24 protein-coding genes are annotated in these 22,152 nt (G+C 58.7%); 21 read left to right on the forward strand and 3 right to left on the reverse strand.

The window, feature by feature from the left end; translation table 11 throughout:
* Positions 1 to 14: 14 nt before the first annotated feature.
* Positions 15 to 887 carry a U32 family peptidase gene (locus tag G5287_RS13765; RefSeq protein WP_216978555.1) on the reverse strand — a complete coding sequence of 291 codons (873 nt, stop codon included), beginning with the start codon at positions 885 to 887 and terminating at the stop codon, positions 15 to 17.
* A gap of 11 nt (positions 888 to 898) precedes the next feature.
* Positions 899 to 1,894, reverse strand: a complete 996-nt coding sequence (ubiU, locus tag G5287_RS13770) for a ubiquinone anaerobic biosynthesis protein UbiU (protein ID WP_216978556.1) — start codon at positions 1,892 to 1,894, stop codon at positions 899 to 901.
* Positions 1,895 to 2,084: 190 nt separating this feature from the next.
* Here ubiU and ubiT point away from each other — a divergent pair, with 190 nt between their 5' ends.
* Positions 2,085 to 2,618, forward strand: a complete 534-nt coding sequence (gene ubiT / locus G5287_RS13775; protein WP_076491774.1) for a ubiquinone anaerobic biosynthesis accessory factor UbiT — start codon at positions 2,085 to 2,087, stop codon at positions 2,616 to 2,618.
* Here ubiT and G5287_RS13780 read toward each other — a convergent pair.
* A complete protein-coding gene (locus G5287_RS13780) occupies positions 2,571 to 2,987 on the reverse strand; it encodes a hypothetical protein (protein WP_167569481.1) in 417 nt (138 codons plus the stop codon). The two genes, ubiT and G5287_RS13780, sit on opposite strands and share 48 nt — an antisense overlap.
* Before the next feature lie 187 nt (positions 2,988 to 3,174).
* On the opposite strand from G5287_RS13780, the gene trmJ reads away from it, so the two are divergent.
* The 20 genes from trmJ to G5287_RS13880 all read left to right on the forward strand — a co-directional run bounded on the left by trmJ (position 3,175) and on the right by G5287_RS13880 (position 22,041).
* A complete protein-coding gene (gene trmJ / locus G5287_RS13785) occupies positions 3,175 to 3,897 on the forward strand; it encodes a tRNA (cytosine(32)/uridine(32)-2'-O)-methyltransferase TrmJ (protein ID WP_216978557.1) in 723 nt (240 codons plus the stop codon).
* A 92-nt stretch (positions 3,898 to 3,989) separates the two neighbouring features.
* Complete coding sequence (gene iscR, locus G5287_RS13790) at positions 3,990 to 4,493, forward strand: Fe-S cluster assembly transcriptional regulator IscR (protein ID WP_026035025.1); 504 nt, start codon at positions 3,990 to 3,992, stop codon at positions 4,491 to 4,493.
* 53 nt (positions 4,494 to 4,546) lie between these two features.
* The gene (locus G5287_RS13795) at positions 4,547 to 5,761 is read left to right on the forward strand and encodes an IscS subfamily cysteine desulfurase (RefSeq protein WP_013723838.1); all 1,215 of its coding nucleotides are present in this window, start codon (positions 4,547 to 4,549) and stop codon (positions 5,759 to 5,761) included.
* A gap of 41 nt (positions 5,762 to 5,802) precedes the next feature.
* Complete coding sequence (gene iscU, locus G5287_RS13800; RefSeq protein WP_005333813.1) at positions 5,803 to 6,186, forward strand: Fe-S cluster assembly scaffold IscU; 384 nt, start codon at positions 5,803 to 5,805, stop codon at positions 6,184 to 6,186.
* Positions 6,187 to 6,201: 15 nt separating this feature from the next.
* On the forward strand, positions 6,202 to 6,525 hold the full coding sequence (iscA, locus tag G5287_RS13805) for an iron-sulfur cluster assembly protein IscA (RefSeq protein ID WP_005333812.1): 324 nt from the start codon (positions 6,202 to 6,204) through the stop codon (positions 6,523 to 6,525).
* Between the two features lie 236 nt (positions 6,526 to 6,761).
* Positions 6,762 to 7,280, forward strand: a complete 519-nt coding sequence (hscB, locus tag G5287_RS13810; protein ID WP_206877820.1) for a co-chaperone HscB — start codon at positions 6,762 to 6,764, stop codon at positions 7,278 to 7,280.
* A gap of 28 nt (positions 7,281 to 7,308) precedes the next feature.
* Positions 7,309 to 9,156 (forward strand): Fe-S protein assembly chaperone HscA, encoded by a 1,848-nt coding sequence (gene hscA, locus G5287_RS13815; RefSeq protein ID WP_421231447.1) that lies wholly within the window; start codon positions 7,309 to 7,311, stop codon positions 9,154 to 9,156.
* A 1-nt stretch (position 9,157) separates the two neighbouring features.
* Entirely contained in the window at positions 9,158 to 9,496 is a 339-nt protein-coding gene (fdx, locus tag G5287_RS13820; protein WP_005333808.1) for an ISC system 2Fe-2S type ferredoxin, read from the forward strand.
* A 173-nt stretch (positions 9,497 to 9,669) separates the two neighbouring features.
* Positions 9,670 to 10,974 carry an aminopeptidase PepB gene (gene pepB / locus G5287_RS13825; protein WP_421231448.1) on the forward strand — a complete coding sequence of 435 codons (1,305 nt, stop codon included), beginning with the start codon at positions 9,670 to 9,672 and terminating at the stop codon, positions 10,972 to 10,974.
* Positions 10,971 to 12,017 (forward strand): aminopeptidase PepB, encoded by a 1,047-nt coding sequence (locus G5287_RS13830; RefSeq protein ID WP_421231449.1) that lies wholly within the window; start codon positions 10,971 to 10,973, stop codon positions 12,015 to 12,017. Before pepB ends, G5287_RS13830 begins: the two co-directional genes overlap by 4 nt.
* A gap of 267 nt (positions 12,018 to 12,284) precedes the next feature.
* Positions 12,285 to 12,713, forward strand: coding sequence for a nucleoside-diphosphate kinase (gene ndk, locus G5287_RS13835; protein WP_005333805.1), 429 nt, complete (start codon positions 12,285 to 12,287; stop codon positions 12,711 to 12,713).
* Between the two features lie 167 nt (positions 12,714 to 12,880).
* Positions 12,881 to 13,984 (forward strand): bifunctional tRNA (adenosine(37)-C2)-methyltransferase TrmG/ribosomal RNA large subunit methyltransferase RlmN, encoded by a 1,104-nt coding sequence (locus G5287_RS13840; protein WP_005344856.1) that lies wholly within the window; start codon positions 12,881 to 12,883, stop codon positions 13,982 to 13,984.
* Positions 13,985 to 13,995: 11 nt separating this feature from the next.
* Complete coding sequence (gene tapF / locus G5287_RS13845) at positions 13,996 to 14,787, forward strand: PilW family type IVa pilus biogenesis/stability lipoprotein TapF (RefSeq protein ID WP_421172220.1); 792 nt, start codon at positions 13,996 to 13,998, stop codon at positions 14,785 to 14,787.
* Positions 14,777 to 15,748 (forward strand): cytoskeleton protein RodZ, encoded by a 972-nt coding sequence (rodZ, locus tag G5287_RS13850; protein ID WP_421172219.1) that lies wholly within the window; start codon positions 14,777 to 14,779, stop codon positions 15,746 to 15,748. The genes tapF and rodZ overlap by 11 nt, the downstream gene beginning before the upstream one ends.
* Positions 15,749 to 15,758: 10 nt before the next feature.
* The gene (gene ispG, locus G5287_RS13855; RefSeq protein WP_227340754.1) at positions 15,759 to 16,874 is read left to right on the forward strand and encodes a flavodoxin-dependent (E)-4-hydroxy-3-methylbut-2-enyl-diphosphate synthase; all 1,116 of its coding nucleotides are present in this window, start codon (positions 15,759 to 15,761) and stop codon (positions 16,872 to 16,874) included.
* A 138-nt stretch (positions 16,875 to 17,012) separates the two neighbouring features.
* Entirely contained in the window at positions 17,013 to 18,290 is a 1,278-nt protein-coding gene (gene hisS / locus G5287_RS13860; RefSeq protein ID WP_005344864.1) for a histidine--tRNA ligase, read from the forward strand.
* Between the two features lie 3 nt (positions 18,291 to 18,293).
* Positions 18,294 to 18,944, forward strand: coding sequence for a YfgM family protein (locus G5287_RS13865; RefSeq protein ID WP_021229680.1), 651 nt, complete (start codon positions 18,294 to 18,296; stop codon positions 18,942 to 18,944).
* Positions 18,937 to 20,121 (forward strand): outer membrane protein assembly factor BamB, encoded by a 1,185-nt coding sequence (gene bamB / locus G5287_RS13870; protein WP_421231450.1) that lies wholly within the window; start codon positions 18,937 to 18,939, stop codon positions 20,119 to 20,121. Before G5287_RS13865 ends, bamB begins: the two co-directional genes overlap by 8 nt.
* A 74-nt stretch (positions 20,122 to 20,195) precedes the next feature.
* Complete coding sequence (gene der, locus G5287_RS13875) at positions 20,196 to 21,692, forward strand: ribosome biogenesis GTPase Der (protein WP_043823902.1); 1,497 nt, start codon at positions 20,196 to 20,198, stop codon at positions 21,690 to 21,692.
* A gap of 124 nt (positions 21,693 to 21,816) precedes the next feature.
* Complete coding sequence (locus G5287_RS13880) at positions 21,817 to 22,041, forward strand: zinc ribbon domain-containing protein (RefSeq protein WP_005333789.1); 225 nt, start codon at positions 21,817 to 21,819, stop codon at positions 22,039 to 22,041.
* Positions 22,042 to 22,152 lie beyond the last annotated feature (111 nt).

A 22,152-nucleotide genomic window follows, 5' to 3' on the forward strand; every position in this document is an offset into this window, starting at 1 on the left:
TTTTGCCCTTGGGCTTATTCCACCAGGCTCATACCGGGGATCTGGCGCCAGTAGCCGTTGCAATCGCTTCCTTGCTGCAAGGAGAGGGGAGCCTGGCCCTGCCGGTTGGCTTTGAAGCGGGCCAGCATCTCCAGCGTCTCCATCCCTTGCGGCGAAAGCCTGACCACATCTACCAGACCTTCCATACCAGCCAGCTCGTTACCCAGGTTGTAGCAGTAGCCGGACTGGGTCTGGATCCCGTTGAGATTGAACACCCGCTCCCCCTCGCGGCTGTTGGCCAGTCGTCCGGTGGGGTAGTTGATGCAGGCGAGCTCGCAGTTGTCCTTGGGCTTGTCGAGGGAGCGGGCGGTGAAGCAGCGCGCCGAATAGGCGAGCGGCAGATGGCCGTAGGCAAACACCTCCACCTCAAATTGGTCGCGCAGGGGACCCAGATCCTGATTGAGCTGGATCAGCCAGTCACGGGAGAGCTCCACCGGCATGACCCAGCGTTTCATCCCCTGTTTGAGCAACATGCGCAGCACATCGGCGTTATAGGCGTTGATGGCGGGACCACAGACGAAGGGGATCCCTGCCTCCCTGGCGAGTTGCACCGTACCGAGATCGTTGGCTTCGACCATAAGATCGCCATTGTCGACCAGCCGCTTCACCTCCTTGAGCTCGGAAGGGGCGGAGATAAGGGCGAGGGTCGAGAGCACCACCTGCTTGCCGGAGTTGGCCACCTGACGGGCCAGTGCAATCCAGTCATCGACTTTGAGTTCGCGCCGCTTGCTGCAAACGGTCTCCCCAAGATAGATGATGTCGGCCTGACTGTCGGCGGCGGCATGGTAAAAGGCTTCGGTATCGGCCTTGGGCCAGTAGAAGAGCAGGGGCCCGAGAGAAAATTGCATGGGTGGACTCCTTATTGCCACTGACGATGGTAGGCGCCGAGGGTAGTCTGGCTACCTTCGGAGACGCGTGCGAGCTGGGCATCCCACTCGGCTTTGACCTGATAGGCTTCGGGATTGGCCTGATAGGCATCGATGGCCGCACGCCAGACCCGGGTCACTTGCTCCACATAAGCAGGGCTGCGTTGGCGCCCTTCAATCTTGACCGACTGGATCCCGGTCTTGAACAGCTCGGGCAAGAGACCCAGAGTGTTGAGACTGGTGGGCTCTTCCAGCGCGTGGTAGGTCTGGCCATCCACGTCGAAACGCCCCTTGCACAGGGTCGGGTAACCAGCATTTTCGCCCGGGCCATAGCGGTCGATCAGCACTTCGTTGAGTCGCGACTCGAGGCCATTCGGGGTCTCTTCCCAACGGACGAACTTGGCCGGTGAGCAGGCGCCGACGGTGTTGGGGCTCTCGCCAGTCATGTAGGAAGAGAGATAGCAGCGCCCCTCGGCCATGATGCAGAGGCTGCCAAAGGCGAATACCTCAAGGCCAACATCGGTCTCGCGGGCCAGCTGCTTGACCTGATGCATGGAGAGCACCCGGGGCAGCACCACCCGTGTGACATTGAATTGCTGCTGATAGAAGCGAATGGCGGCGGCATTGGTGGCGCTGGCCTGCACCGAGACATGGAGTTCCATCTTGGGGTAGTGGCGGCTGGCATATTCCAGCACGGCGAGATCGGCGATGATTAACGCATCGGCGCCGAGGGCCACCCCGCGATCAACCGCCTGTTTCCATCGAGTATCGGCCCCGGGATGGGCAAAGGTATTGATGGCAATATGCAGCTTGCGACCATGTTGATGCACATAATCTACCGCCTTCTCCAGTTTGCTGTCGGTAAAGTTGAGACCGGCAAAGTGGCGTGCATTGGTGTCATCCTTGAAACCGATATAAACGGCATCGGCCCCGTTATCCACGGCGGTTTTCAGTGCCGGCAAACTGCCTGCCGGACAGAGTAATTCCATTGGTACGCTCCGAGAGTGCATATGAAGGGCAAACGAGCCCTGATTGTATGCAGCCATGCACTCCCGCTTTTTGACCTGAGGCAGCTTTATGTGGCTTTACCCTTCTTGAGGTAACCCTGCACAAGTTTGATTTCCAACAGGATCTTGCCACTCTCCCTGTGTTTGAATGCGCAAAAAAAGGGAGTCTATCGTGTTTCAACAACTGCAACGCCGCCTGGTCGAACAGGCTCCGCGCTTCTTGCGCCATCCCCTCAAGCTGGTTCCCTTCAATCTGCAAAAGCAGCTGATGGAGAGTTTGCTGGCCCGGGTATTCAAAGAGGCTATCGAAGATGGCGATTTCGAGTTTCTGGCAGACAAGTGGCTGAAAGTCGAAGTCTCTGATCTGGAGCTGTGCTGGTTTATCAGTGAGCAGAATGGCCAGCTGGTGGTAGCTCGCGAGTGTGACAAGGCCGATGTCTGCTTCAGCGGTACCGCCAACGACCTGATCCTCATCGCTGGTCGCAAAGAGGATCCGGATTCGCTTTTTTTCCAGCGCAAGCTGAAGATAGAAGGGGATACCGAACTGGGTCTTGAGGTGAAAAACTTGATGGACAGTCTGGATCTCGATGGCTTGCCAAGCCTGATGAAGTATCCCCTGATGGATCTGGCGACGTTTATCGAACGCGCCCGTACCGAGTCAGCGCAGGCTCCGGTGCGGACGGCGCCGGGCGGGATCCCGTCTTAAGTGGACAATCACCCCATGGGCATGGCGACGATAATGGTGCCGTGCCCAGAGGCAACGACAGGCCCACAGACAGGGCACCAAGGCGATGAGTGCCGCAGGGGCGGGCAGCTGTGACATGGCCAGCCCCGCAGCCAGCCAGATAAAGGGTTGCGCTTCATACAGCCACTCCGGCTGTAGCCAGCGTTTGCTCGGAAAGATAATCAGATCGGTACGTCGGTAGCTGGAGCGCATCATCCAGGTCACCGCTCCGGCGATAAACAGCAAGGCGCCAGCAAACCAGAGCAGGGGCTGTTCACTCAACGTAATAATGGCAATGGCTGCCAGCAGGTAGAGGCTGGGCAATCTCTCATAGATAAAGGGAGGAAGCATGGCGTTGTGTCTCCTGTGCCGTTTATCGGATATCCATCAAGTTTAGTCCCCCCCTCTCGCTTCCCTCATGCTGGTTTGTTATACAAACAGGTGGTTTTGTTCTGAAATGGCTCGGCTTTTACGGTGCCAACATGGTGTTCTCTTATGTTACAATTGCGCGCCATTTTTGACTGAAGAATGACTGGGCATGTTGGATCAGATTCGTATCGTTTTGGTAAACACCTCTCATACCGGCAACATGGGGTCTGCGGCACGCGCCATGAAGACCATGGGGTTGGCCCAGCTGGTATTGGTTGATCCGCAAGCCTTGCCGGATGACAATGCCTTCGCCCTGGCGGCTGGTGCCAGCGATGTGCTTGCCAATGCCCGTATCGTCCCGACTCTGGATGACGCGATCGCCGATTGTGGTCTGGTGATTGGCACCAGCGCCCGTTCTCGAACCCTGAGCTGGCCCATGCTCGATCCCCGTGAGGCCGGCGAAAAGTCGGTGGTTGAGGGGATGCAGCACCCGGTCGCGCTGGTGTTTGGCCGTGAACGCACCGGTCTCACCAACGACGAATTGCAAAAGTGCCACTACCACGTGGCCATTCCGGCCAATCCTGATTACAGCTCTCTCAATCTGGCCATGGCGGTGCAGACCCTCTGTTACGAAGTGCGGATGCGCTGGCTGCAGGGGCAGGCCGCCGAGCCTGAAGATGAGATGGCCTATCCGAGTGCCGCCCAGCTGGAAGGGTTCTATCAGCACCTGGAACAAACCCTGATGAAGACCGGTTTTATTGCCGATGACCATCCGGGTCATGTAATGAGCAAGCTGCGTCGCCTGTTCAATCGGGCTCGGCCGGAAGCGGCGGAGCTCAACATTCTGCGCGGTATTCTGACCTCGGTGCAGAAAGCGCGCGTACCGGATTAATCCGACTGATTTACTCAACCATATACTTGACTGATTTGGTCGGGTATGTGACCATGTGCCCCATTAAATTGCTTCGCAAGACGGTAAGGCACATGAGACTGACTTCAAAAGGACGTTACGCTGTAACCGCCATGCTCGACGTGGCGCTGCATGCAGAGCAGGGGCCCGTCCCCCTTGCCGATATTTCCGAGCGCCAGGGCATCTCGTTGTCCTATCTCGAGCAGCTCTTTGCCCGCCTGCGCAAACATGGTCTGGTGAGCAGCGTGCGTGGCCCGGGTGGTGGTTATCGCCTCGGGTTGGCCCCAGGCGAGATTTCGGTTGGTCAGGTGATCACCGCGGTCGATGAGTCGGTCGATGCCACCAAGTGTCTCGGCAAGGGCGGCTGCCACGGCGGTACCCAGTGTCTGACGCACTCCCTGTGGCGTGATCTGAGTGAGCGGATCTCCAGTTTCCTCGGGGATATCACGCTGGCCGAGCTGGTACGCCAGGCCGATGTGCGCCGCATTGCCGGCAAGCAAGATGAACAAATGAAGACCGTGTTGTCCCTGGTTGATCGGGCAGAACACGGCGATGTGAGCTTGAAAGTCCAACTATAAACGTGCTTTCCACAGCGGGACTCTGTATGACCCGGACTGTGACGGAGAAAAACATGAAACTGCCTATTTACCTTGATTATTCGGCAACCTGTCCGGTGGACCCGCGTGTCGCAGAAAAAATGATGCAGTGTCTCACCATGGATGGCCTGTTCGGCAATCCGGCTTCCCGTTCTCACCGCTTTGGCTGGCAAGCCGAAGAGGCGGTGGATCTGGCCCGTAATCAAGTGGCAGATCTGATCGGTGCCGATCCCCGCGAGATCGTCTTCACTTCCGGTGCGACCGAATCCAATAACCTGGCCATCAAGGGTGTTGCCCACTTCTATGCCAGCAAGGGCAAGCACATCATCACCTCCAAGACCGAACACAAGGCGGTGCTCGATACCTGTCGCCAGCTGGAGCGTGAAGGGTTCGAGGTGACCTATCTTGAGCCGATGCCCAACGGCCTGTTCACTATCGAGATGATCGAGAATGCCATGCGTGATGACACCATCCTGGTCAGCATCATGCATGTGAACAACGAAATCGGCGTGGTTCAGAACATTGCTGCCATCGGCGAGTTGTGCCGTTCCCGCAAGATCCTGCTGCACGTGGATGCCGTTCAGAGTGTGGGCAAGATCCCGGTAGATGTGGAAGCACTGAAAGTGGACCTGCTCTCCGTCTCTGCGCACAAGGTGTATGGTCCGAAAGGGATCGGTGCACTGTTTGTTCGCCGTAAACCCCGCGTTCGTCTGGAAGCCCAGATGCACGGTGGCGGCCATGAGCGCGGCATGCGTTCCGGTACTCTGCCGACCCACCAGATCGTCGGGATGGGCGAAGCTTTCCGCATCGCCAAAGAAGAGATGGTGAGTGAAGGCGAGCGCATCTTGGCTCTGCGCCAGCGTCTGTGGAATGGCATCAAGGATATTGAAGCCGTCTACATCAATGGCGATCTGGAGCAACGTGTTCCGGGTAACCTCAACGTCAGCTTTGCCTATGTGGAAGGGGAATCCCTCATCATGGCGCTGAAAGATTTGGCGGTCTCTTCCGGTTCGGCCTGTACCTCCGCCAGCCTGGAACCTTCCTATGTGCTGCGCGCACTGGGTCTGAACGACGAGCTGGCACACAGCTCCATCCGTTTCAGCATGGGTCGCTTCACCACCGAGGAAGAGATTGACTACGCGGTCAAGCTTATTCGTGACTCCATCGGTCGTCTGCGCGAGATGTCCCCCCTGTGGGAGATGTACAAAGACGGCGTCGATCTGAACACGGTCGAATGGGCTCATCACTGATCTATCTGGTCAGTGAGCAACAGAATTAGCAGGAGTGAGATATGGCTTACAGTGAAAAAGTAATCGACCACTACGAGAATCCTCGCAACGTCGGTGGTTTTGACAAGAATGATCCCAGCGTTGCAACCGGCATGGTCGGTGCACCCGCCTGTGGCGACGTGATGAAGCTGCAACTGAAGATCAGCGACGAAGGCATCATCGAAGATGCCAAGTTCAAGACCTACGGCTGCGGTTCTGCCATCGCCTCCAGCTCCTTGGTGACCGAATGGGTCAAGGGCAAGACCCTGGATGAAGCGGCTGGCATCAAGAACACCGATATCGCCGAAGAGCTGGCCCTGCCACCGGTGAAGATCCACTGCTCCATTCTGGCCGAGGACGCCATCAAGGCCGCCATCGCCGATTACAAGCAGAAGAAAGGTCTCTAAGCGCCGGAGAGCAGTATGGCTATTACCATGACAGATGCCGCCGCGGCACGGGTTTCCTCTTTTCTGGCTAACCGGGGCAAGGGCATTGGCCTGCGCCTCGGCGTCAAAACCACCGGCTGCTCCGGTCTGGCCTACGTGCTTGAGTTCGTTGACGAACTGACCGATGAGGATCAGGTGTTCGAGCAGCAGGGCGTCAAGATTATTGTCGATGCCAAGAGCCTGATCCATCTGGATGGCACCGAGCTGGATTTCGTCAAGGAGGGCCTCAACGAGGGCTTCCAGTTCAACAATCCCAATGCCAAAGGCGAGTGTGGTTGTGGCGAAAGCTTCAGTGTCTGAGATGTTTGACGTGAATGATCTTTCGTCTGTTGTTGAACGGGTCAGATATGCGTAGTTCAACAATACCTTCTCATGCGCCAAAGGCGAGTGTAGTTGCGGCGAAAGCTTCAGTGTCTGAGCTGTTTGACGTCAATGATCCTTCGTCTGTGGTTGAGCGGGTTGCCCATGACCCGTTCAACCACATCTCATTTGCCAGGGGCGAGTGAGGTTGTGGCGAACGTTTCCAAGAGGTTTGCATGAATCATTTCGAGCTGTTTGGGCTGGTTGAAGGCTTCGAGCTCGATACCCGTCAGTTGGCTGATACCTACCGCCAGCTGCAAACCCAATTCCATCCTGATCGTTTTGCCACCGCCCCCGAACGGGAGCAGCTGGCTGCGGTGCAACGTGCCGCCCAGATCAACGAAGCATTCACCACCCTCAAGGCGCCGCTGCGCCGTGCCGAATATCTGCTCTCCCTGCGTGGCACCGATATCCGTGGTGAACAGCAGACTCTGCAAGATACCGCGTTTCTGATGCAGCAGCTGGAGTGGCGCGAGCGTCTGGCCGATCTGAAAGATGACGCCGACCCTGAGCGCACCATCAAGGATTTTCGCTGCGAGATCAGGCATGATCACCAGATGTTGATGCAGCAGCTGACCGAGTCTCTTGCCGCCGGCAGAGATCTCGTTGCCGCTGATTGCGTTCGCAAACTCAAGTTTGTCGACAAGCTCCTTGAAGAGCTGGAACGATTCGAAGACTCGCTTCTCGAGTCTTGATCCTTTAACGCTGGAAGTTTCATTACCCATGGCATTACTGCAAATCGCCGAACCCGGCCAGAGCGCTGTTCCTCATCAGCACAAACGTGCCGTCGGCATCGATCTCGGCACCACCAACTCTCTCGTCGCTGCGGTTCGCAGTGGTCACGCTGATACCCTTTGCGATGAGCAAGGGCGCGACCTGCTCCCGTCAGTGGTGCACTATCAAAGCGAGGCCATTCGAGTGGGGATTGATGCCAAGCGCGAAGCGGCGCTCGATCCTCACAACACCATCGTCTCGGTCAAACGGATGATGGGCAAGGCGCTGGCCGATATCGATACCCGCCAGCAGCCCTACCAGTTCATCGCTGCCGACAATGGCATGCCGCAACTGCAAACCCGTCAGGGGCTGGTCAATCCGGTACAGGTCTCGGCCGAAATTCTCAAAAAGCTGGCCGAGCGTGGCGCCCAGACACTCGGGGGCGATCTCGATGGCGTGGTCATTACCGTGCCCGCCTATTTCGATGATGCCCAGCGTCAGGGCACCAAGGATGCGGCCCGTCTGGCCGGTCTGCACGTGCTGCGTTTGCTCAACGAGCCGACCGCGGCCGCGATTGCCTATGGCCTTGACTCCGGTCAGGAAGGGGTGATCGCGGTTTACGATCTGGGGGGCGGTACTTTCGATATCTCTATCCTGCGTCTGCACCGCGGTGTGTTCGAAGTGATGGCGACCGGCGGCGATTCGGCCCTCGGCGGTGATGATTTTGATCACCTGCTGGCGGACTGGATCAAGGAGCAAGCGGGCCTCTCCGGTGAGCTGGATGCCCATCTGCAGCGCGAGCTGCTGGATGTGGCCGCTGCCGTCAAACACGGCCTGACCGATGCCGAGCAGGTGGCGTGCACCTTTGCTAGCTGGCAGGGTTCAGTGAGCCGTAGCCAGTTTGATGAACTCATCACCCCGCTGGTGAAACGGACCTTGCTGGCTTGTCGCCGCGCCCTGCGCGATGCCGGTCTCGAGCAGGTGGAAGTGCTGGAAGTGGTGATGGTCGGTGGCTCCACCCGGGTGCCGCTGGTGCGTGAACTGGTGGGCGAGTTCTTCCAGCGTACGCCGCTGACCAGCATCGATCCGGACAAGGTGGTCGCCATTGGCGCAGCCATCCAGGCCGATATTCTGGTGGGCAACAAGCCCGATGCCGAGATGCTGCTGCTGGACGTTATCCCCTTGTCGCTGGGTCTGGAGACCATGGGTGGCCTCGCCGAGAAGGTGATCCCGCGCAACACTACCATCCCGGTTGCCCGCGCCCAGGAGTTCACCACCTTCAAGGATGGTCAGAGCGCCATGGCCATTCACGTGGTACAGGGGGAACGCGAGTTGGTGGCCGATTGCCGCTCCCTGGCCCGCTTTACCCTGACCGGTATTCCGCCGATGGCAGCCGGCGCCGCCCATATTCGCGTCACCTTCCAGGTGGATGCGGATGGTCTGCTCTCGGTCAGCGCCATGGAGAAATCCTCCGGCGTGCAGGCCGAGATCCAGGTCAAGCCCTCTTACGGGCTGGCGGAGCAGGATATCCTCAACATGCTGAGTGCCTCCATCGAGAATGCCCAGCAGGATATGGATGCCCGCATGCTGGCCGAGCAGCAGGTTGAAGCCGACCGGGTGGTCGAGAGTCTCAATGCGGCGCTGGCCGCCGATGGCGATGCCCTGCTCAATGCTGCCGAGCGTGCCGAGATTGATGCCGCCATCGCCCATCTGCTGACCATGCGCAACAGCGGCGCAACCCATCAAATCAAAGAAGCCATTGAGGCAGCCGATGCTGTCAGTAGCGAGTTTGCAGCCCGCCGGATGGACGCCTCCATCCGCAAGGTGCTGACCGGACAAAACGTCAACAAGGTGTAATATGCCAAAACTGATCATTCTTCCTCATCCCGTACTCTGTCCGGATGGCGCCGCCCTCGAGGGGCAAAGCGGCGAGACCATTCTGGATGTGGCGCTGCGCAACGGTATCGAAATCGAGCACGCTTGCGAGAAATCCTGTGCCTGCACTACCTGCCACTGCGTGGTGCGCGAGGGCTTTGACTCGCTCGAGCCAAGCGACGAGCTGGAAGACGACATGCTGGACAAGGCGTGGGGGCTGGAGCCGGAATCCCGTCTCAGTTGCCAGGCAAAACTGGCGGACGAGGATCTGGTGGTGGAACTGCCCAAGTACACCCTGAACCTTGCCTCTGAACGCCATTAATTACACATGAGTGAATTGCACGTGCAGCATCCTGTGGTGCTTCAGTGATATGGTGGAAGGCCGTGACCCTCGGGGGCACGGCCTTTTTTGTATTCGTTATTCTCTCTTTGCCAATAAGCTCTTTCCTATAAAGAGTGCTTATACATAGTGCCAGTAAAAAGGAAGCAAACACGATGGCTGACATGATGAAGGTAGTGTTATCCACCCAGGCTGCGGCCGCCTATTGGGGCGAGGGCGCCCAGCTCAGTTTCAATGGCGACGAGGCACTGATCCATCTTGGTGCCGCCGGTCAGCAGAAGGATGTTCTGCGCACCGTTCAGCGCGCCGCCCGTCGCCTCGAATCGAGCGGGATCAAGCGGGTGACGCTGGTCGGTGAAGGCTGGGATCTGGAGCGTCGCTACGCGTTCGCCCAGGGGTTCTACGCCGCCAAGGGATCGCGTGAACTGGATTTTGGCCAGCAGAGAGACGCGGAAGCCCGTGAACTGGATGCGCTGCTCAAGGCGGCTCGCTGGGTACGTGACATCACCAATGGCTGTCCGGAAGAGATCTACCCCATGAGTCTGGCGGAATCGGCCCTGTTGCTCATTCGTGGTCTGGCCGGGGATCAGGTTACTGCCCGCATCACCGCCGGTGAAGCGCTGCGCGAGTCCGGCCATATCGGGATCTGGTCGGTTGGCCGTGGCAGCGAGCGCGAGCCTGTGCTGCTGGAGCTCGACTACAACCCGACCGGTGATCGCAATGCACCCGTGGTGGCGGCGCTGGTGGGCAAGGGGATCACTTTTGATTCCGGTGGCTACTCCATGAAGTCCTCTGACAACATGCTGCCGATGAAGTCCGATATGGGCGGCGCGGCCATGGTGACCGGCGCGCTGGCGTTGGCTATCAGCCGCGGTCTGAACCAGCGGGTGAAGCTCATTCTCTGCTGCGCCGAGAACCTAGTCTCCGGCCACGCCTTCAAGCTAGGCGACATCCTCACCTACAAGAACGGCATCTCGGTCGAGATCCAGAATACCGATGCGGAAGGTCGTCTGGTGCTGGCCGATGGCCTGATGGCGGCCTCCGACAGCGGTGCGCCTTATATCCTTGACGCAGCCACCCTGACCGGCGCCGCCAAGATGGCGCTGGGGCGCGACTACAATGCGGTGTTTGCCCTCGATGAGACCGAACAGCAGCGTGCGCTGGCCGCCGCCAAGGTGGAAAATGAACAGGCGTGGGCGCTGCCGCTGGAGCCCTGGCATGCCAGCCAGCTCACCTCGGCCTTTGCCGATCTGGGCAACGTCGCCTCGGCAGAAGGCACGGCCGGTGCCACCACGGCTGCTGCGTTCCTTTCCCGTTTCGTACGTGATGAGGGTAAGGGTTGGGTGCACCTGGATCTGGCGGCCTCCTATCAGAAATCGGGCAACGATCTCTGGGCGACCGGTGCCAAGGGGCACGGTCTGCGCACCATCGCACGCTGGCTGCAGGAGGTGACCGCATGAATGTCTGGTTAAGTCGTGAATTTGCACCGGCCGAGTGGGGGGAGGGGGCGCTGCTCTCTCACCGTGCCGACGGCATGGTGATCCATCTGGTGACGGCCAATCCGCTGCTCGATATCCAGCAGGCGGCCCGTCGCCTCTGCCAGCAGGGGATCCAGAAAGTGACCCTGGCTGGTCACTGGGAGCGTGAACAGCAGTGGGCTTTTGCCCAAGGGCTGCAAACCCCCAAGGCGGAGGTGCAACTGCAGTGGGCCATGTCCTCGGAAGAGGACAGAGAGGAGCTGGAAGCGCGTTGGCTCTGCGGCCGCTGGGTGCGCGAGATGACCAATGCCACCCCGGAGCAGTTGGGCCCGCTGGAGCTGGCGGTGGAAGCTGCCTCCTTTATTACCGAGCTGGCGCCGGACAAGGTGAGTCATCGCATTTTGAAAGGCGAAGCGCTGCAACAGGCGGGCTGGGTCGGCCTCTATCAGGTGGGCCGCGGCAGTGCGCGCGAACCGGTATTGCTGGAGCTCGACTTCAACCCGGGGCGTGACCCCAAGGCGCCGGTAGCGGCAGCGCTGGTGGGCAAGGGGATCACCTTTGACTCCGGCGGCTACTCCATGAAGAGCTCCGAGGGGATGCTCACCATGAAGTGCGACATGGGTGGTGCGGCGATTGTCACCGGTGCGCTGGCGCTGGCTATGCTGCGCGGGCTCTACAATGCCCTGTTTGGCCTCGATAAAGGGCTGGTAAGCCGGGCCATGACCTATGCCGATGCCGAGCATGAGCCAGCCTGGCCGCTGCCGCTGGAGCCCTGGCACCGCCAGCAGTGCCCTTCCCATTACGCCGACACGGCCAACAGCCGTCCGGTGAAGGGGGGCGGGCCGGGTGGCGCCTCCAACGCGGCGGGTTTCCTCTCCCGTTTCGTTGCCAACGAAGGGATGGGCTGGTTGCATATCGATCTGGCCGCCTGCTTCAGTGACAACGGCGATGCCCTCTGGGCGCCGGGGGCCAATACCCTGGGGATGCGCACCATAGCGCGGGCCTTGCTGGCGGAAGCCAAATAGGCGAGACAAGGCACCTTCGGGTGCCTTTTTCATGCTGTTCGAATTGTGAACAAAAGATGGGGTTTTGGCGGCTTAAGGTAACTATCGTGCGCAAGCGCACATATTTTCCGGCTCTGCTCGGTCAAGATGAGTGTGGATGTTGATTGCAAGGGAGTGATGTTTAATAAAAAGTTGCTTGTTTGTGTGTTTTTCCGGTTTTTGTTTACGTATAATCGCCAGCGAACATGGATTCTAACAATAAAACTCTGTAGTTAAGGAAAGATATCAATGGCCATCGAACGTACCTTCTCTATCGTCAAACCGGATGCTGTCAGCAAGAACCTGATCGGTGCCATCTATAGCCGTTTCGAAAGTGCAGGCTTGAAAGTGGTGGCATCCAAAATGCTTCACATGAGCAGTGAACAGGCTGCCGGTTTCTATGCCGAGCATCAGGGCAAGCCTTTTTATGACAATCTGGTCAGCTTCATGACCTCTGGCCCTGTCATGGTGCAGGTGCTGGAAGGGGAAGACGCCATCCGTCGCAATCGCGAGATCATGGGCGCTACCAACCCGAAAGAGGCGCTGGCTGGTACCTTGCGTGCCTGTTATGCCGAGAGCATCGATCGCAACGCAGTGCATGGCTCCGATGCACCTGCATCCGCTGCCCGCGAAATTGCCTACTTCTTCTCTGACAACGAGATCTGCCCGCGCGGCTGATTTTTGTGGATGATGACCCAAGGGAGCCTCGGCTCCCTTTGTTGTTTTCGCCGTTTACGCAATATCCCTCTATTCTCCAGGTGGAAAGCCAGACCCATTATTTGTACAATGCCGCCCCCTGACGTCGTCAGCCAATAATTGATGAAGTGTTTGAACTGAGGCCATTGATGAGCGAAACAAAAATCAACCTGCTGGATCTTGATCGGGATGCCATGCGTGCCTTTTTCGTCGAACTGGGCGAGAAGCCATTCCGGGCAGATCAGGTCATGAAGTGGATCTATCACTTTGGGTGTGATGATTTCGATCAGATGACCAACGTCAACAAGGTGCTCAAAGAGCGCCTCAAGGCGATCGCCGAGATCAAGGCGCCCGAGATCAGCCGCGAGCAGCGCTCTGCCGATGGCACCATCAAGTGGGCTCTGCAGGTGGGCGATCAGGAGGTAGAGACCGTCTACATCCCGGAAGATGACCGCGCGACCCTCTGCGTCTCCTCTCAAGTTGGCTGTGCGCTGGAGTGCAAGTTCTGCTCCACGGCTCAACAAGGCTTCAACCGCAATCTGAAAGTCTCCGAGATCATCGGTCAGGTGTGGCGTGCGGCCCGCGTGGTCGGTGGCAAGCGTCCCATCACCAACGTGGTGATGATGGGGATGGGCGAGCCGCTGCTCAATCTCGCCAACGTGGTGCCCGCCATGCGTCTGATGATGGATGACTACGGCTTTGGCATCTCCAAGCGCCGGGTGACCATCTCCACCTCTGGCGTGGTACCTGCGCTGGACAAGCTGGGTGACCAGATCGACGTGGCGCTGGCTATCTCCCTGCACGCCCCGAACGACAAGTTGCGTTCAGAGATCATGCCGATCAACGACAAGTACAACATCGAGGAGTTCCTCGCCGGTGTCCGTCGTTACCTGGCCAAATCCAATGCCAACGGTGGTCGGGTGACCGTCGAATATGTGCTGCTCGATCATATCAATGACGATATGCAGCATGCTCACGAGCTGGCCAAGGTGCTCAAGGATACTCCGAGCAAGATCAACCTGATCCCGTTCAACCCCTTCCCGGGCAACCCTTATGGCAAGCCGAGCAATAGCCGTATCGATCGCTTCTCCAAGGTGCTGATGGAGTACGGTTTCACCGTGATTGTCCGCAAGACCCGTGGTGATGACATTGATGCCGCCTGTGGTCAGCTGGTGGGTGACGTGATTGACCGTACCAAGCGAACTATCAAAAATCGGATGCAACAGGATGGGATTTCCGTCAAAATGGTTTAAATGCTAAGCCATTGTATAGACAGGGAATGGATACACGTACATTGATCGTAGTGGCAGCGCTCTGCGCGCTGCCAGGCTGTGTGACCGAGACCACTTACGCTGGCCAGAACTCGACCCAGCGTGAAGTGGGTCCTGACCTCAAGGCGGCTGCCCAAACCCGCCTCGACCTGGGTATCCAGTACCTGCGTCAGGGCAATGCCGAGCAGGCCAAGTTCAATCTTGATCGCGCCCTCCAGTATGACCCCTCCAATCCTCAGGTGCAGATCGGTTTTGCCTACTTCTACCAGAGGGTGGGGGATTTCAAGGCGGCTGAAGAGCATTACAAGAACGCCCTTACCATGGATCCGTCCAATGCTGACGCAATGAACAACTATGGCGCCTTCCTCTGTGATCGTGGCCGTTATGATGAGGCAGACAAGGCATTCAACCAGGCTGTTATTCAACCAGGCTATGTGAAGATTGCCGATACCTATGAAAATGCGGCACTTTGTGCCCTGCAAAATCGCAGAAATGATAAAGCAACCGAGTACTATCTCCTGGCCTTGGGGTATAATCCTGGCAATCCAAGGTTATTGCTGGACTTGGCTGAGCTTTCCATGAAAGATGGCAAGCTGCCTGATGTGCAGTCCTACCTCGCCCGTTTTGCCGATGTGTCAGACGAGAATGAGGAGAGTCTCTGGTTGAGACTCAGATTGGCACAGGCAATGGACAAGCCGGCATTACTTCACCAATTCGGGACTGAGCTGGTAAGGCAATATCCCACTTCGCAACAAGCCAAGCGTTATTTAGCCAATGACTATTGAACAGCCACACGATTTCCAACAAGACGACTCCCAGGCAGCAGGTCCAGGCCAGCTGCTGCGCAATGCCCGTGAACAGCTTGGCTGGACACGAGAACAGGTTGCGTCCCGCATTCACCTTCGTCTGACCCTGATCGCCGCCATCGAATCGGATACCTACGACAAACATACGTCCCATACCTTTATTCGGGGCTATCTGCGTACCTATGCCAAGTTGGTCGGGATCCCGGAAGAGACCATTCTGGCCGCTTACGACAAGCTGGGTCTGACTCCTCCCGACAATATCGACATGCAGAGCTTCTCCCGTCGCTCTCGCCAGCAAGTCAACGACAGTCGGCTCAAGGTAGTCACCTGGCTGGTTATTCTGGTGCTGATTGCGCTCTCGGTCGCCTGGTGGTGGCAGAGTACTTCACGCCGCTCCGCCGGTGATGAAGCGCTGGCAGCCACCGAGATGAGTGCGACCAGTTCGACTCCGGCTGAACCTGCAATCACGCCGCCCGATGCGATCAACACAGCTCCGGTGGAAGGCGCTGCCATCGCACCTGCCGCCACTGACGTGACTGCCCCCGCGGTGGTCTCCGATGCGACTGCTACCCTGGCGCCTGCTTCTGCGGCTGTTGCCCCGACCGATGTCAGCGCGGCTGTCGGCACTGCGACCGATGCTGCGGTATCCGGCGCCAATGGCACCGAATCTGAAGAGGCTGTCGTTGATCCGGCGACTGCGCCGCAACTGAAGATGAGCTTCACCGCCGATTGCTGGCTGGATGTGAAGGATGCCAACGGCAAGACCCTGTTCAGTGGTCTGAAGAAGGCCAACGACGAGCTGGTGCTGGAAGGCGCCGAGCCCCTGAAGTTCATCATTGGCGCGCCCATGGCCGTCAAGCTTGACTACAAGGGTCAGTCGTTTGATATGAGCCGTTACAACAACGGTCGTACAGCCCGCTTCTCACTGCCGCAGGAGTAATCTGTTTCCCATGTCTTCTCACGAATCACCCATCATTCGTCGTAAATCCAGACAGATCATGGTTGGTAATGTACCGGTTGGGGGCGATGCCCCCATTACCGTGCAGACCATGACCAACACCAAGACCACAGATGTCGCCGCCACCATCGAGCAGATCCAGCGGATCGAGCGGGTCGGTGCCGATATCGTCCGTGTCTCCGTGCCCACCATGGAAGCGGCGGAAGCCTTCCGGCTGATCAAACAGCAGACCCGCATCCCCATCGTTGCCGATATCCACTTCGACTATCGCATCGCCCTGAAAGTGGCCGAGTACGGTGCCGACTGCCTGCGTATCAACCCGGGCAACATCGGCAACGAGCAGCGGGTGCGATCTGTGGTCGATTGCGCGCGCGACCTCAATATCCCGATCCGTATCGGGGTCAATGGCGGGTCGCTGGAGAAAGATATCCAGGAGAAGTACGGCGAGCCGACCCCCGAAGCGCTGGTAGAGTCCGCCATGCGTCACGTGGACTACCTCGATCGCCTCGACTTTCAGGACTTCAAGGTGAGTGTCAAGGCCTCCGATGTGTTCCTGGCCGTCGGTGCCTATCGCCTGCTGGCCAAGCAGATCGAGCAGCCGCTGCACCTTGGCATCACCGAAGCGGGCGGTTTCCGTGCCGGCGCGGTGAAGTCTGCCATTGGTCTGGGCATGCTGCTCACCGACGGCATCGGCGATACCCTGCGTATCTCGCTGGCGGCGGATCCGGTGGAGGAGGTAAAGGTCGGTTTCGATATCCTCAAATCTCTGCGTATTCGCTCCCGTGGCATCAACTTTATCGCTTGCCCATCCTGCTCACGGCAGGAGTTCGATGTGATCGCTACCGTCAATGCGCTGGAAGAGCGGCTCGAAGACATCATCACCCCGATGGATGTTTCCATCATCGGCTGTGTGGTGAATGGCCCGGGCGAAGCACTGGTCTCCGACCTTGGTCTGGCGGGTGCCGCCAACAAGAGTGCCTTCTATGAAGGGGGCCTGCGGGTCGATCGGCTCGACAACAAGGATCTCATTCCAACTCTGGAGCGCCGCATTCGCGCCCGCGCCGCCATGCTGGATCCCGCCAACCGGATCCCGATGGACAAGGAGTAAGCGAAACAGGGCCACATTGGGTGGCCCTTTTTCCAGGTGACTGATTTTAAATCCCGCATCCGGATTCCCTGATTTTACCTTGGGGGGGAAAATCCCTATAATGCGGCCAAATTTTACCTCTTTTTCTCGAGTATCAACGTGGCAAAACAGATCCAAGCTATTCGCGGTATGAATGATTGCCTGCCGGAGCAGAGCCCGGTATGGCAGAAGGTTGAACAGATCCTGCGCCAGGTCGTTGCCAGCTATGGCTACAGCGAAGTGCGCATGCCGATTGTCGAGCAGACTCATCTGTTCAAGCGCGCCATCGGTGAAGTGACCGACGTGGTCGAAAAAGAGATGTACACCTTTGAAGACCGTAACGGCGACAGCTTGAGCCTGCGTCCGGAAGGGACCGCCAGCTGCGTCCGTGCCGGTATCGAGCACGGTCTGCTCTATAACCAGGAACGCCGGATGTGGTACATGGGCCCCATGTTCCGTCACGAGCGTCCCCAGAAGGGCCGTTACCGCCAGTTCCATCAGTTCGGTGTCGAGCTGTTTGGCATCAACGGGCCGGACATTGACGCCGAGCTGATCATGCTGACCCACCGCCTGTGGCGTCTGTTTGGCATCAGCGAGCATGTCACCCTGCAGCTCAACACCCTGGGCCAGAGCGCTGAGCGTGCCGCTTACCGCGATGCGCTGGTGGCCTATCTGGAGCAGTACAAGGATCAGCTGGACGAAGAGAGCCAGCGCCGCATGTACAGCAACCCGCTGCGGGTGCTCGACTCCAAGGATGAAAAGGTACAGGCCATTCTGGCGGGGGCCCCGCGTCTGTTCGACCATCTGGGCGAAGAGAGCCTGGCCCACTTCGAGGGGCTCAAGCGCCTGCTCGAGTCTGCCGGTATCAAATACGAAGTGAACGAGCGTCTGGTACGTGGTCTTGACTACTACAACCTGACCGTGTTCGAGTGGGTCACCAGCAGTCTGGGTGCCCAGGGTACCGTCTGTGCCGGTGGCCGCTACGATGGTCTGGTGGAGCAGCTGGGCGGTCAACCGACCCCGGCCGTGGGCTTTGCCATGGGCATGGAGCGTCTGGTGCTGATGCTGGAAACCCTCGAGCTCAACGCCGATATCCGCCCGGCGGTGGATGTCTATCTGGCGATGGTGGGCGAGGGGACCGAGCAGGCTGGCTTCCAGCTGGCCGAGCGTCTGCGTGATGCTCTGCCGGACCTGCGCCTCATGAGCCACTGCGGTGGTGGCAACTTCAAGAAACAACTCAAACGTGCCGACAAGAGCGGCGCGGCAATCGCCCTGATCCTTGGTGAAACCGAGGTGCAAAACGGGGAGATCACTATCAAATATCTGCGTGGTCAGGCCGAGCAACAGACCGTCAAGGTTGACGCCGCCATTGCCCTGCTGGCAGCCAAAGGAGAGTAAGCTGTGGAAGTCTATACCACCGAAGAACAACAGGTTGAGGTTATCAAGGAGTGGTGGAAAGAGAACGGAACCTCGGTGATTGCCGGTACCGTGATCGGTCTGGTCGGTCTGTTCGGCTGGCGCTATTACAACCAGCACCAGCAAGAGACCATGGAGGCCTCCTCCCACTCTTACAACCAGGTGATTGAGCAGCTGGCCAAGGGCGATGCCGCCGGTTTCGAGCAGGCACAGCAGTTTGTCACCGCCAACAAGGGTGACTCCTACGGTGAACTGGCCGCGTTGCAACTGGCTGCCGCTGCCGTCAAGGCGGGCAAGCTGGATCTGGCTGCCGAGCAGCTGGAGCTGGTGGCGACCACGGGTGACGAGAGCATTCGTCCCATCGCGGCGCTGCGTCTGGCCCGTGTGCTGAATGATCAGGGCAAGGCAGATGAAGCACTGGCCAAGCTGGCGACCATCCAGAATGAGGCCTTCAAGGCGCAGGTAGCCGAAGCCCGTGGTGATGTGCTGCAGAAGCAGGGCAAGACCGAAGAGGCTCGTGATGCCTATCAGGCGGCGGCGGATGCCGGCGGCCTGCAGGGTAGCGCCGAGCTCAAGCTAAAAATGGACGATCTGGCCCTGCCGGCCGTTGCGACTGGTGAGGCACCGGATGCGTAATCTATTCAAGATGGTGGCGCTGGGGGCTGCGGTCTCCTTCGCTCTGCAGGGGTGCTCCCTGTTCAGTTCCGAAGAGGATCTCAACCCGATGGCGCCGCTGCCCAAGGTTGAATCTGCCTTCACAGCCGACACCGCATGGTCATCTAATGTGGGTGATGGCATCGGTGACTTCTACTCCCAGCTCAATCCGGTGGTGGAAGAGGATCGCATCTACGCGGCGGCCCGCGACGGCGATGTCAGCGCCTTTGACCGTGCCAGTGGTGATCGCCTCTGGACCGTCGATCTGGCCGACCTGCCGGTCAACGCCGACAAGCGCAGCGCCCGCCTCTCCGGCGGCCTGGTTTCCCGTTACGGCAAGCTGTTCCTCGGCTCCGAGAACGGGGTGGTCTACGCCCTGAACGAAGAGAATGGCGAAGTGCTGTGGCAGACCAATGTGCCCGGCGAAGTGGTGGCAAGCCCCGCAGTGGAAGATGGCCGCGTGGTGGTGTTGACCACCTCCGGTCGCCTGATCGCCCTCGACACTGATGAAGGCAAGATGCAGTGGTCGCTCTCCGAAGAGCAGCCGCCGCTGACCCTGCGCAGTGCCGGTGCACCGGTGATCACCAACGGCGCCGTGATTTACGGTCGTGCCGATGGCAAGGTGGGCATCGCCCTGCTGAGCAACGGCCAGCCGGTGCGCCAGTCCAAGGTGGCTGATCCGCGCGGTGCCACCGAGCTGGACCGTATGGTTGACGTCGATGCCAGCCCGCTGATTGCCGGTGATGAGCTCTACGCCATCGCCTACAACGGTCAGCTGATGGCGCGCAAACTGATGACCGGCGATGAAGTGTGGAAGCGCAAGTATTCCGGCTATCGCGATCTGGCGATGACTGGCAATGCCATCGTGCTGACCGACAGCCGCAGCCATCTGTTTGCCATCGACCGTCGCAACGGTCTGGAGCTGTGGTCCAACACCCAGCTGGAAAATCGTACCGTCACTGCACCAGTCATCTTCGGTGACTATGTGGTGGTGGGTGATGTGGAAGGATACCTGTATTGGCTTGATCGTACCGACGGTACCATCAAGGCGATGCAGCAGCTCGATAGCAGTGGTCTCTATGCCGCCCCGCTGGTGGATGGCGAGACCCTGTATGTGCAGAGCCGTGACGGCAAGTTGTACGCCCTCAAGCGTCCTTGATCGTCCGATAATGTGAATATCCGGCTCCTGGTCTTCGGACCCGGAGCCTTTGTCGTCTTGAGAATGAGGCTTTTATGACTCCTGTAGTAGCCCTGGTGGGCCGCCCCAACGTGGGGAAATCCACCCTGTTTAACCGCTTGACCCGTACTCGGGATGCCCTGGTTGCCGATTTTCCCGGTCTGACCCGGGACCGTAAATACGGTCAGGCGAAGTTGGGCGAGCTGGAATTTATCGTGGTCGATACCGGCGGTATCGATGGCACCGAAGAGGGGATCGAGCTGAAGATGGCCGAGCAATCCCTGCTGGCCATCGAAGAAGCGGACGTCGTGCTGTTCATGGTGGATGCCCGTGCCGGTCTGACCGCGGCGGATCAAGCCATCGCCGAGCACTTGCGCAAGGCCCACAAGAAGGTATTTCTGGTGGCCAACAAGACCGACGGTATCGACGGTGATTCCGCGGTCTCCGAGTTCTACGGTCTGGCGCTGGGCGAGGTCTACCAGATCGCGGCCGCCCACGGTCGTGGCGTGCTGAGCCTGCTGGAACTGGCCCTGGCTCCCCATCTGGAGACCCTGGTCGACGCCGCTACCGATGAAGATGCGCAGGATGAGGAAGAGGAGGACTTCGACGAAGAAGCCCTGCTGCGCATGGTGGCTGCCGGTGAACTCGATACCAAAGAGGACACCAAGGAGACCCCGTTTGCCGACCTGCCCATCAAGTTCGCCATCGTTGGTCGTCCCAACGTCGGTAAATCTACCCTGACCAACCGTATGCTGGGTGAAGATCGGGTCATCGTCTATGACATGCCCGGCACCACCCGTGACTCCGTTTACATTCCGATGGAGCGTGACGAGCAGAAGTATGTGGTTATCGACACCGCCGGTGTACGTCGTCGTGGCAAGGTGCACGAGACGGTGGAGAAGTTCTCCGTTATCAAGACCCTGAAAGCCATCGAAGATGCCAACGTCTGCCTGCTGGTGATCGACGCCCAGGAGACCATCACCGATCAGGACTTGAGCATCCTTGGCTATGTGCTCCACGCCGGTCGCTCCGTGGTGCTGGTGGTGAACAAGTGGGATGGTCTGGATCAGAAGGTGAAAGAGGATGTGAAGAACGAGCTGGATCGTCGCTTGGGCTTCATCGACTTCGCTCGCGTCCACTTCATCTCCGCCCTGCACGGCAGTGGTGTCGGCCATCTGTTTGAATCCATTCAGGAGGCTTACCAGTCCGCCACCCGTCGTACCAGCACGGCCATGCTGACCCGCATCATGCAGATGGCGCAGGAAGATCACCAGCCGCCGATGGTCAACGGTCGCCGCGTCAAGCTCAAGTATGCCCACGCCGGTGGCTACAACCCGCCGCGCATCGTGATCCACGGCAACCAGCTGAACGACTTACCGGACTCCTACAAGCGGTATCTGATCAACTACTTCCGCAAGTCCCTCAAGATCATGGGCTCGCCGATCCGGGTCGAGTTCCAGGAGTCGGTCAACCCGTTTGAAGGCAAGAAGAACACCATGACCTTGAGTCAGGAACGTCAGCGCAAACGCCTGCTGAAGATGAAGAAGAAATAAGTCCTTGCGGCTGCCCTCACTGGCAGCCGCTTTGTTATCCTCGCCATGTTAAGGTGAGGAATAAGGGGAGGGGGATCTGCCATGGAACAAGACCATGGCAGATCCACTTTTCGAGGAGTTGATTATGGAAGCCCTGCTTTGCCCGTCATGCCAGGCTGAACTGGATACCCGCAGCAAGGAGCAAACCTGTGGCCAGTGCCAGGCCCCTGTTCGGGTTACTGCCATCTGCCCCACCTGCCAGCAGGAGCTGGAGCGTCTCAAGGCGTGCGGCGCGGTGGATTACTTCTGCAACCACTGCAACTCGCTGATCTCCAAGCGGTCGGTACAGTTCAAGGCGGCGCTGGTGTAAGACAGTATTCAGGTGAGAAAGAAGATAAAAAACCCGGCGAATGCCGGGTTTATGCTGTGTGCTCTGCAATAAGCAGGGTATAGGATCGATTTCTGCGCCACAGGTTGCGCT

Source organism: Aeromonas sp. 603079, assembly GCF_049172135.1.
GTDB lineage: Bacteria > Pseudomonadota > Gammaproteobacteria > Enterobacterales > Aeromonadaceae > Aeromonas > Aeromonas veronii.

Coding starts and splice junctions, on each gene's coding strand:
- G5287_RS13765 (WP_216978555.1), bottom strand. CDS start 887: ATGCAATTTTCTCTCGGGCCCCTGCTCTTCTACTGGCCCAAGGCCGAT.
- ubiU (WP_216978556.1), bottom strand. CDS start 1,894: ATGGAATTACTCTGTCCGGCAGGCAGTTTGCCGGCACTGAAAACCGCC.
- G5287_RS13780 (WP_167569481.1), bottom strand. CDS start 2,987: ATGCTTCCTCCCTTTATCTATGAGAGATTGCCCAGCCTCTACCTGCTG.
- trmJ (WP_216978557.1), top strand. CDS start 3,175: ATGTTGGATCAGATTCGTATCGTTTTGGTAAACACCTCTCATACCGGC.
- iscR (WP_026035025.1), top strand. CDS start 3,990: ATGAGACTGACTTCAAAAGGACGTTACGCTGTAACCGCCATGCTCGAC.
- G5287_RS13795 (WP_013723838.1), top strand. CDS start 4,547: ATGAAACTGCCTATTTACCTTGATTATTCGGCAACCTGTCCGGTGGAC.
- iscU (WP_005333813.1), top strand. CDS start 5,803: ATGGCTTACAGTGAAAAAGTAATCGACCACTACGAGAATCCTCGCAAC.
- iscA (WP_005333812.1), top strand. CDS start 6,202: ATGGCTATTACCATGACAGATGCCGCCGCGGCACGGGTTTCCTCTTTT.
- hscB (WP_206877820.1), top strand. CDS start 6,762: ATGAATCATTTCGAGCTGTTTGGGCTGGTTGAAGGCTTCGAGCTCGAT.
- hscA (WP_421231447.1), top strand. CDS start 7,309: ATGGCATTACTGCAAATCGCCGAACCCGGCCAGAGCGCTGTTCCTCAT.
- fdx (WP_005333808.1), top strand. CDS start 9,158: ATGCCAAAACTGATCATTCTTCCTCATCCCGTACTCTGTCCGGATGGC.
- pepB (WP_421231448.1), top strand. CDS start 9,670: ATGGCTGACATGATGAAGGTAGTGTTATCCACCCAGGCTGCGGCCGCC.
- G5287_RS13830 (WP_421231449.1), top strand. CDS start 10,971: ATGAATGTCTGGTTAAGTCGTGAATTTGCACCGGCCGAGTGGGGGGAG.
- ndk (WP_005333805.1), top strand. CDS start 12,285: ATGGCCATCGAACGTACCTTCTCTATCGTCAAACCGGATGCTGTCAGC.
- G5287_RS13840 (WP_005344856.1), top strand. CDS start 12,881: ATGAGCGAAACAAAAATCAACCTGCTGGATCTTGATCGGGATGCCATG.
- rodZ (WP_421172219.1), top strand. CDS start 14,777: ATGACTATTGAACAGCCACACGATTTCCAACAAGACGACTCCCAGGCA.
- ispG (WP_227340754.1), top strand. CDS start 15,759: ATGTCTTCTCACGAATCACCCATCATTCGTCGTAAATCCAGACAGATC.
- bamB (WP_421231450.1), top strand. CDS start 18,937: ATGCGTAATCTATTCAAGATGGTGGCGCTGGGGGCTGCGGTCTCCTTC.
- der (WP_043823902.1), top strand. CDS start 20,196: ATGACTCCTGTAGTAGCCCTGGTGGGCCGCCCCAACGTGGGGAAATCC.
- G5287_RS13880 (WP_005333789.1), top strand. CDS start 21,817: ATGGAAGCCCTGCTTTGCCCGTCATGCCAGGCTGAACTGGATACCCGC.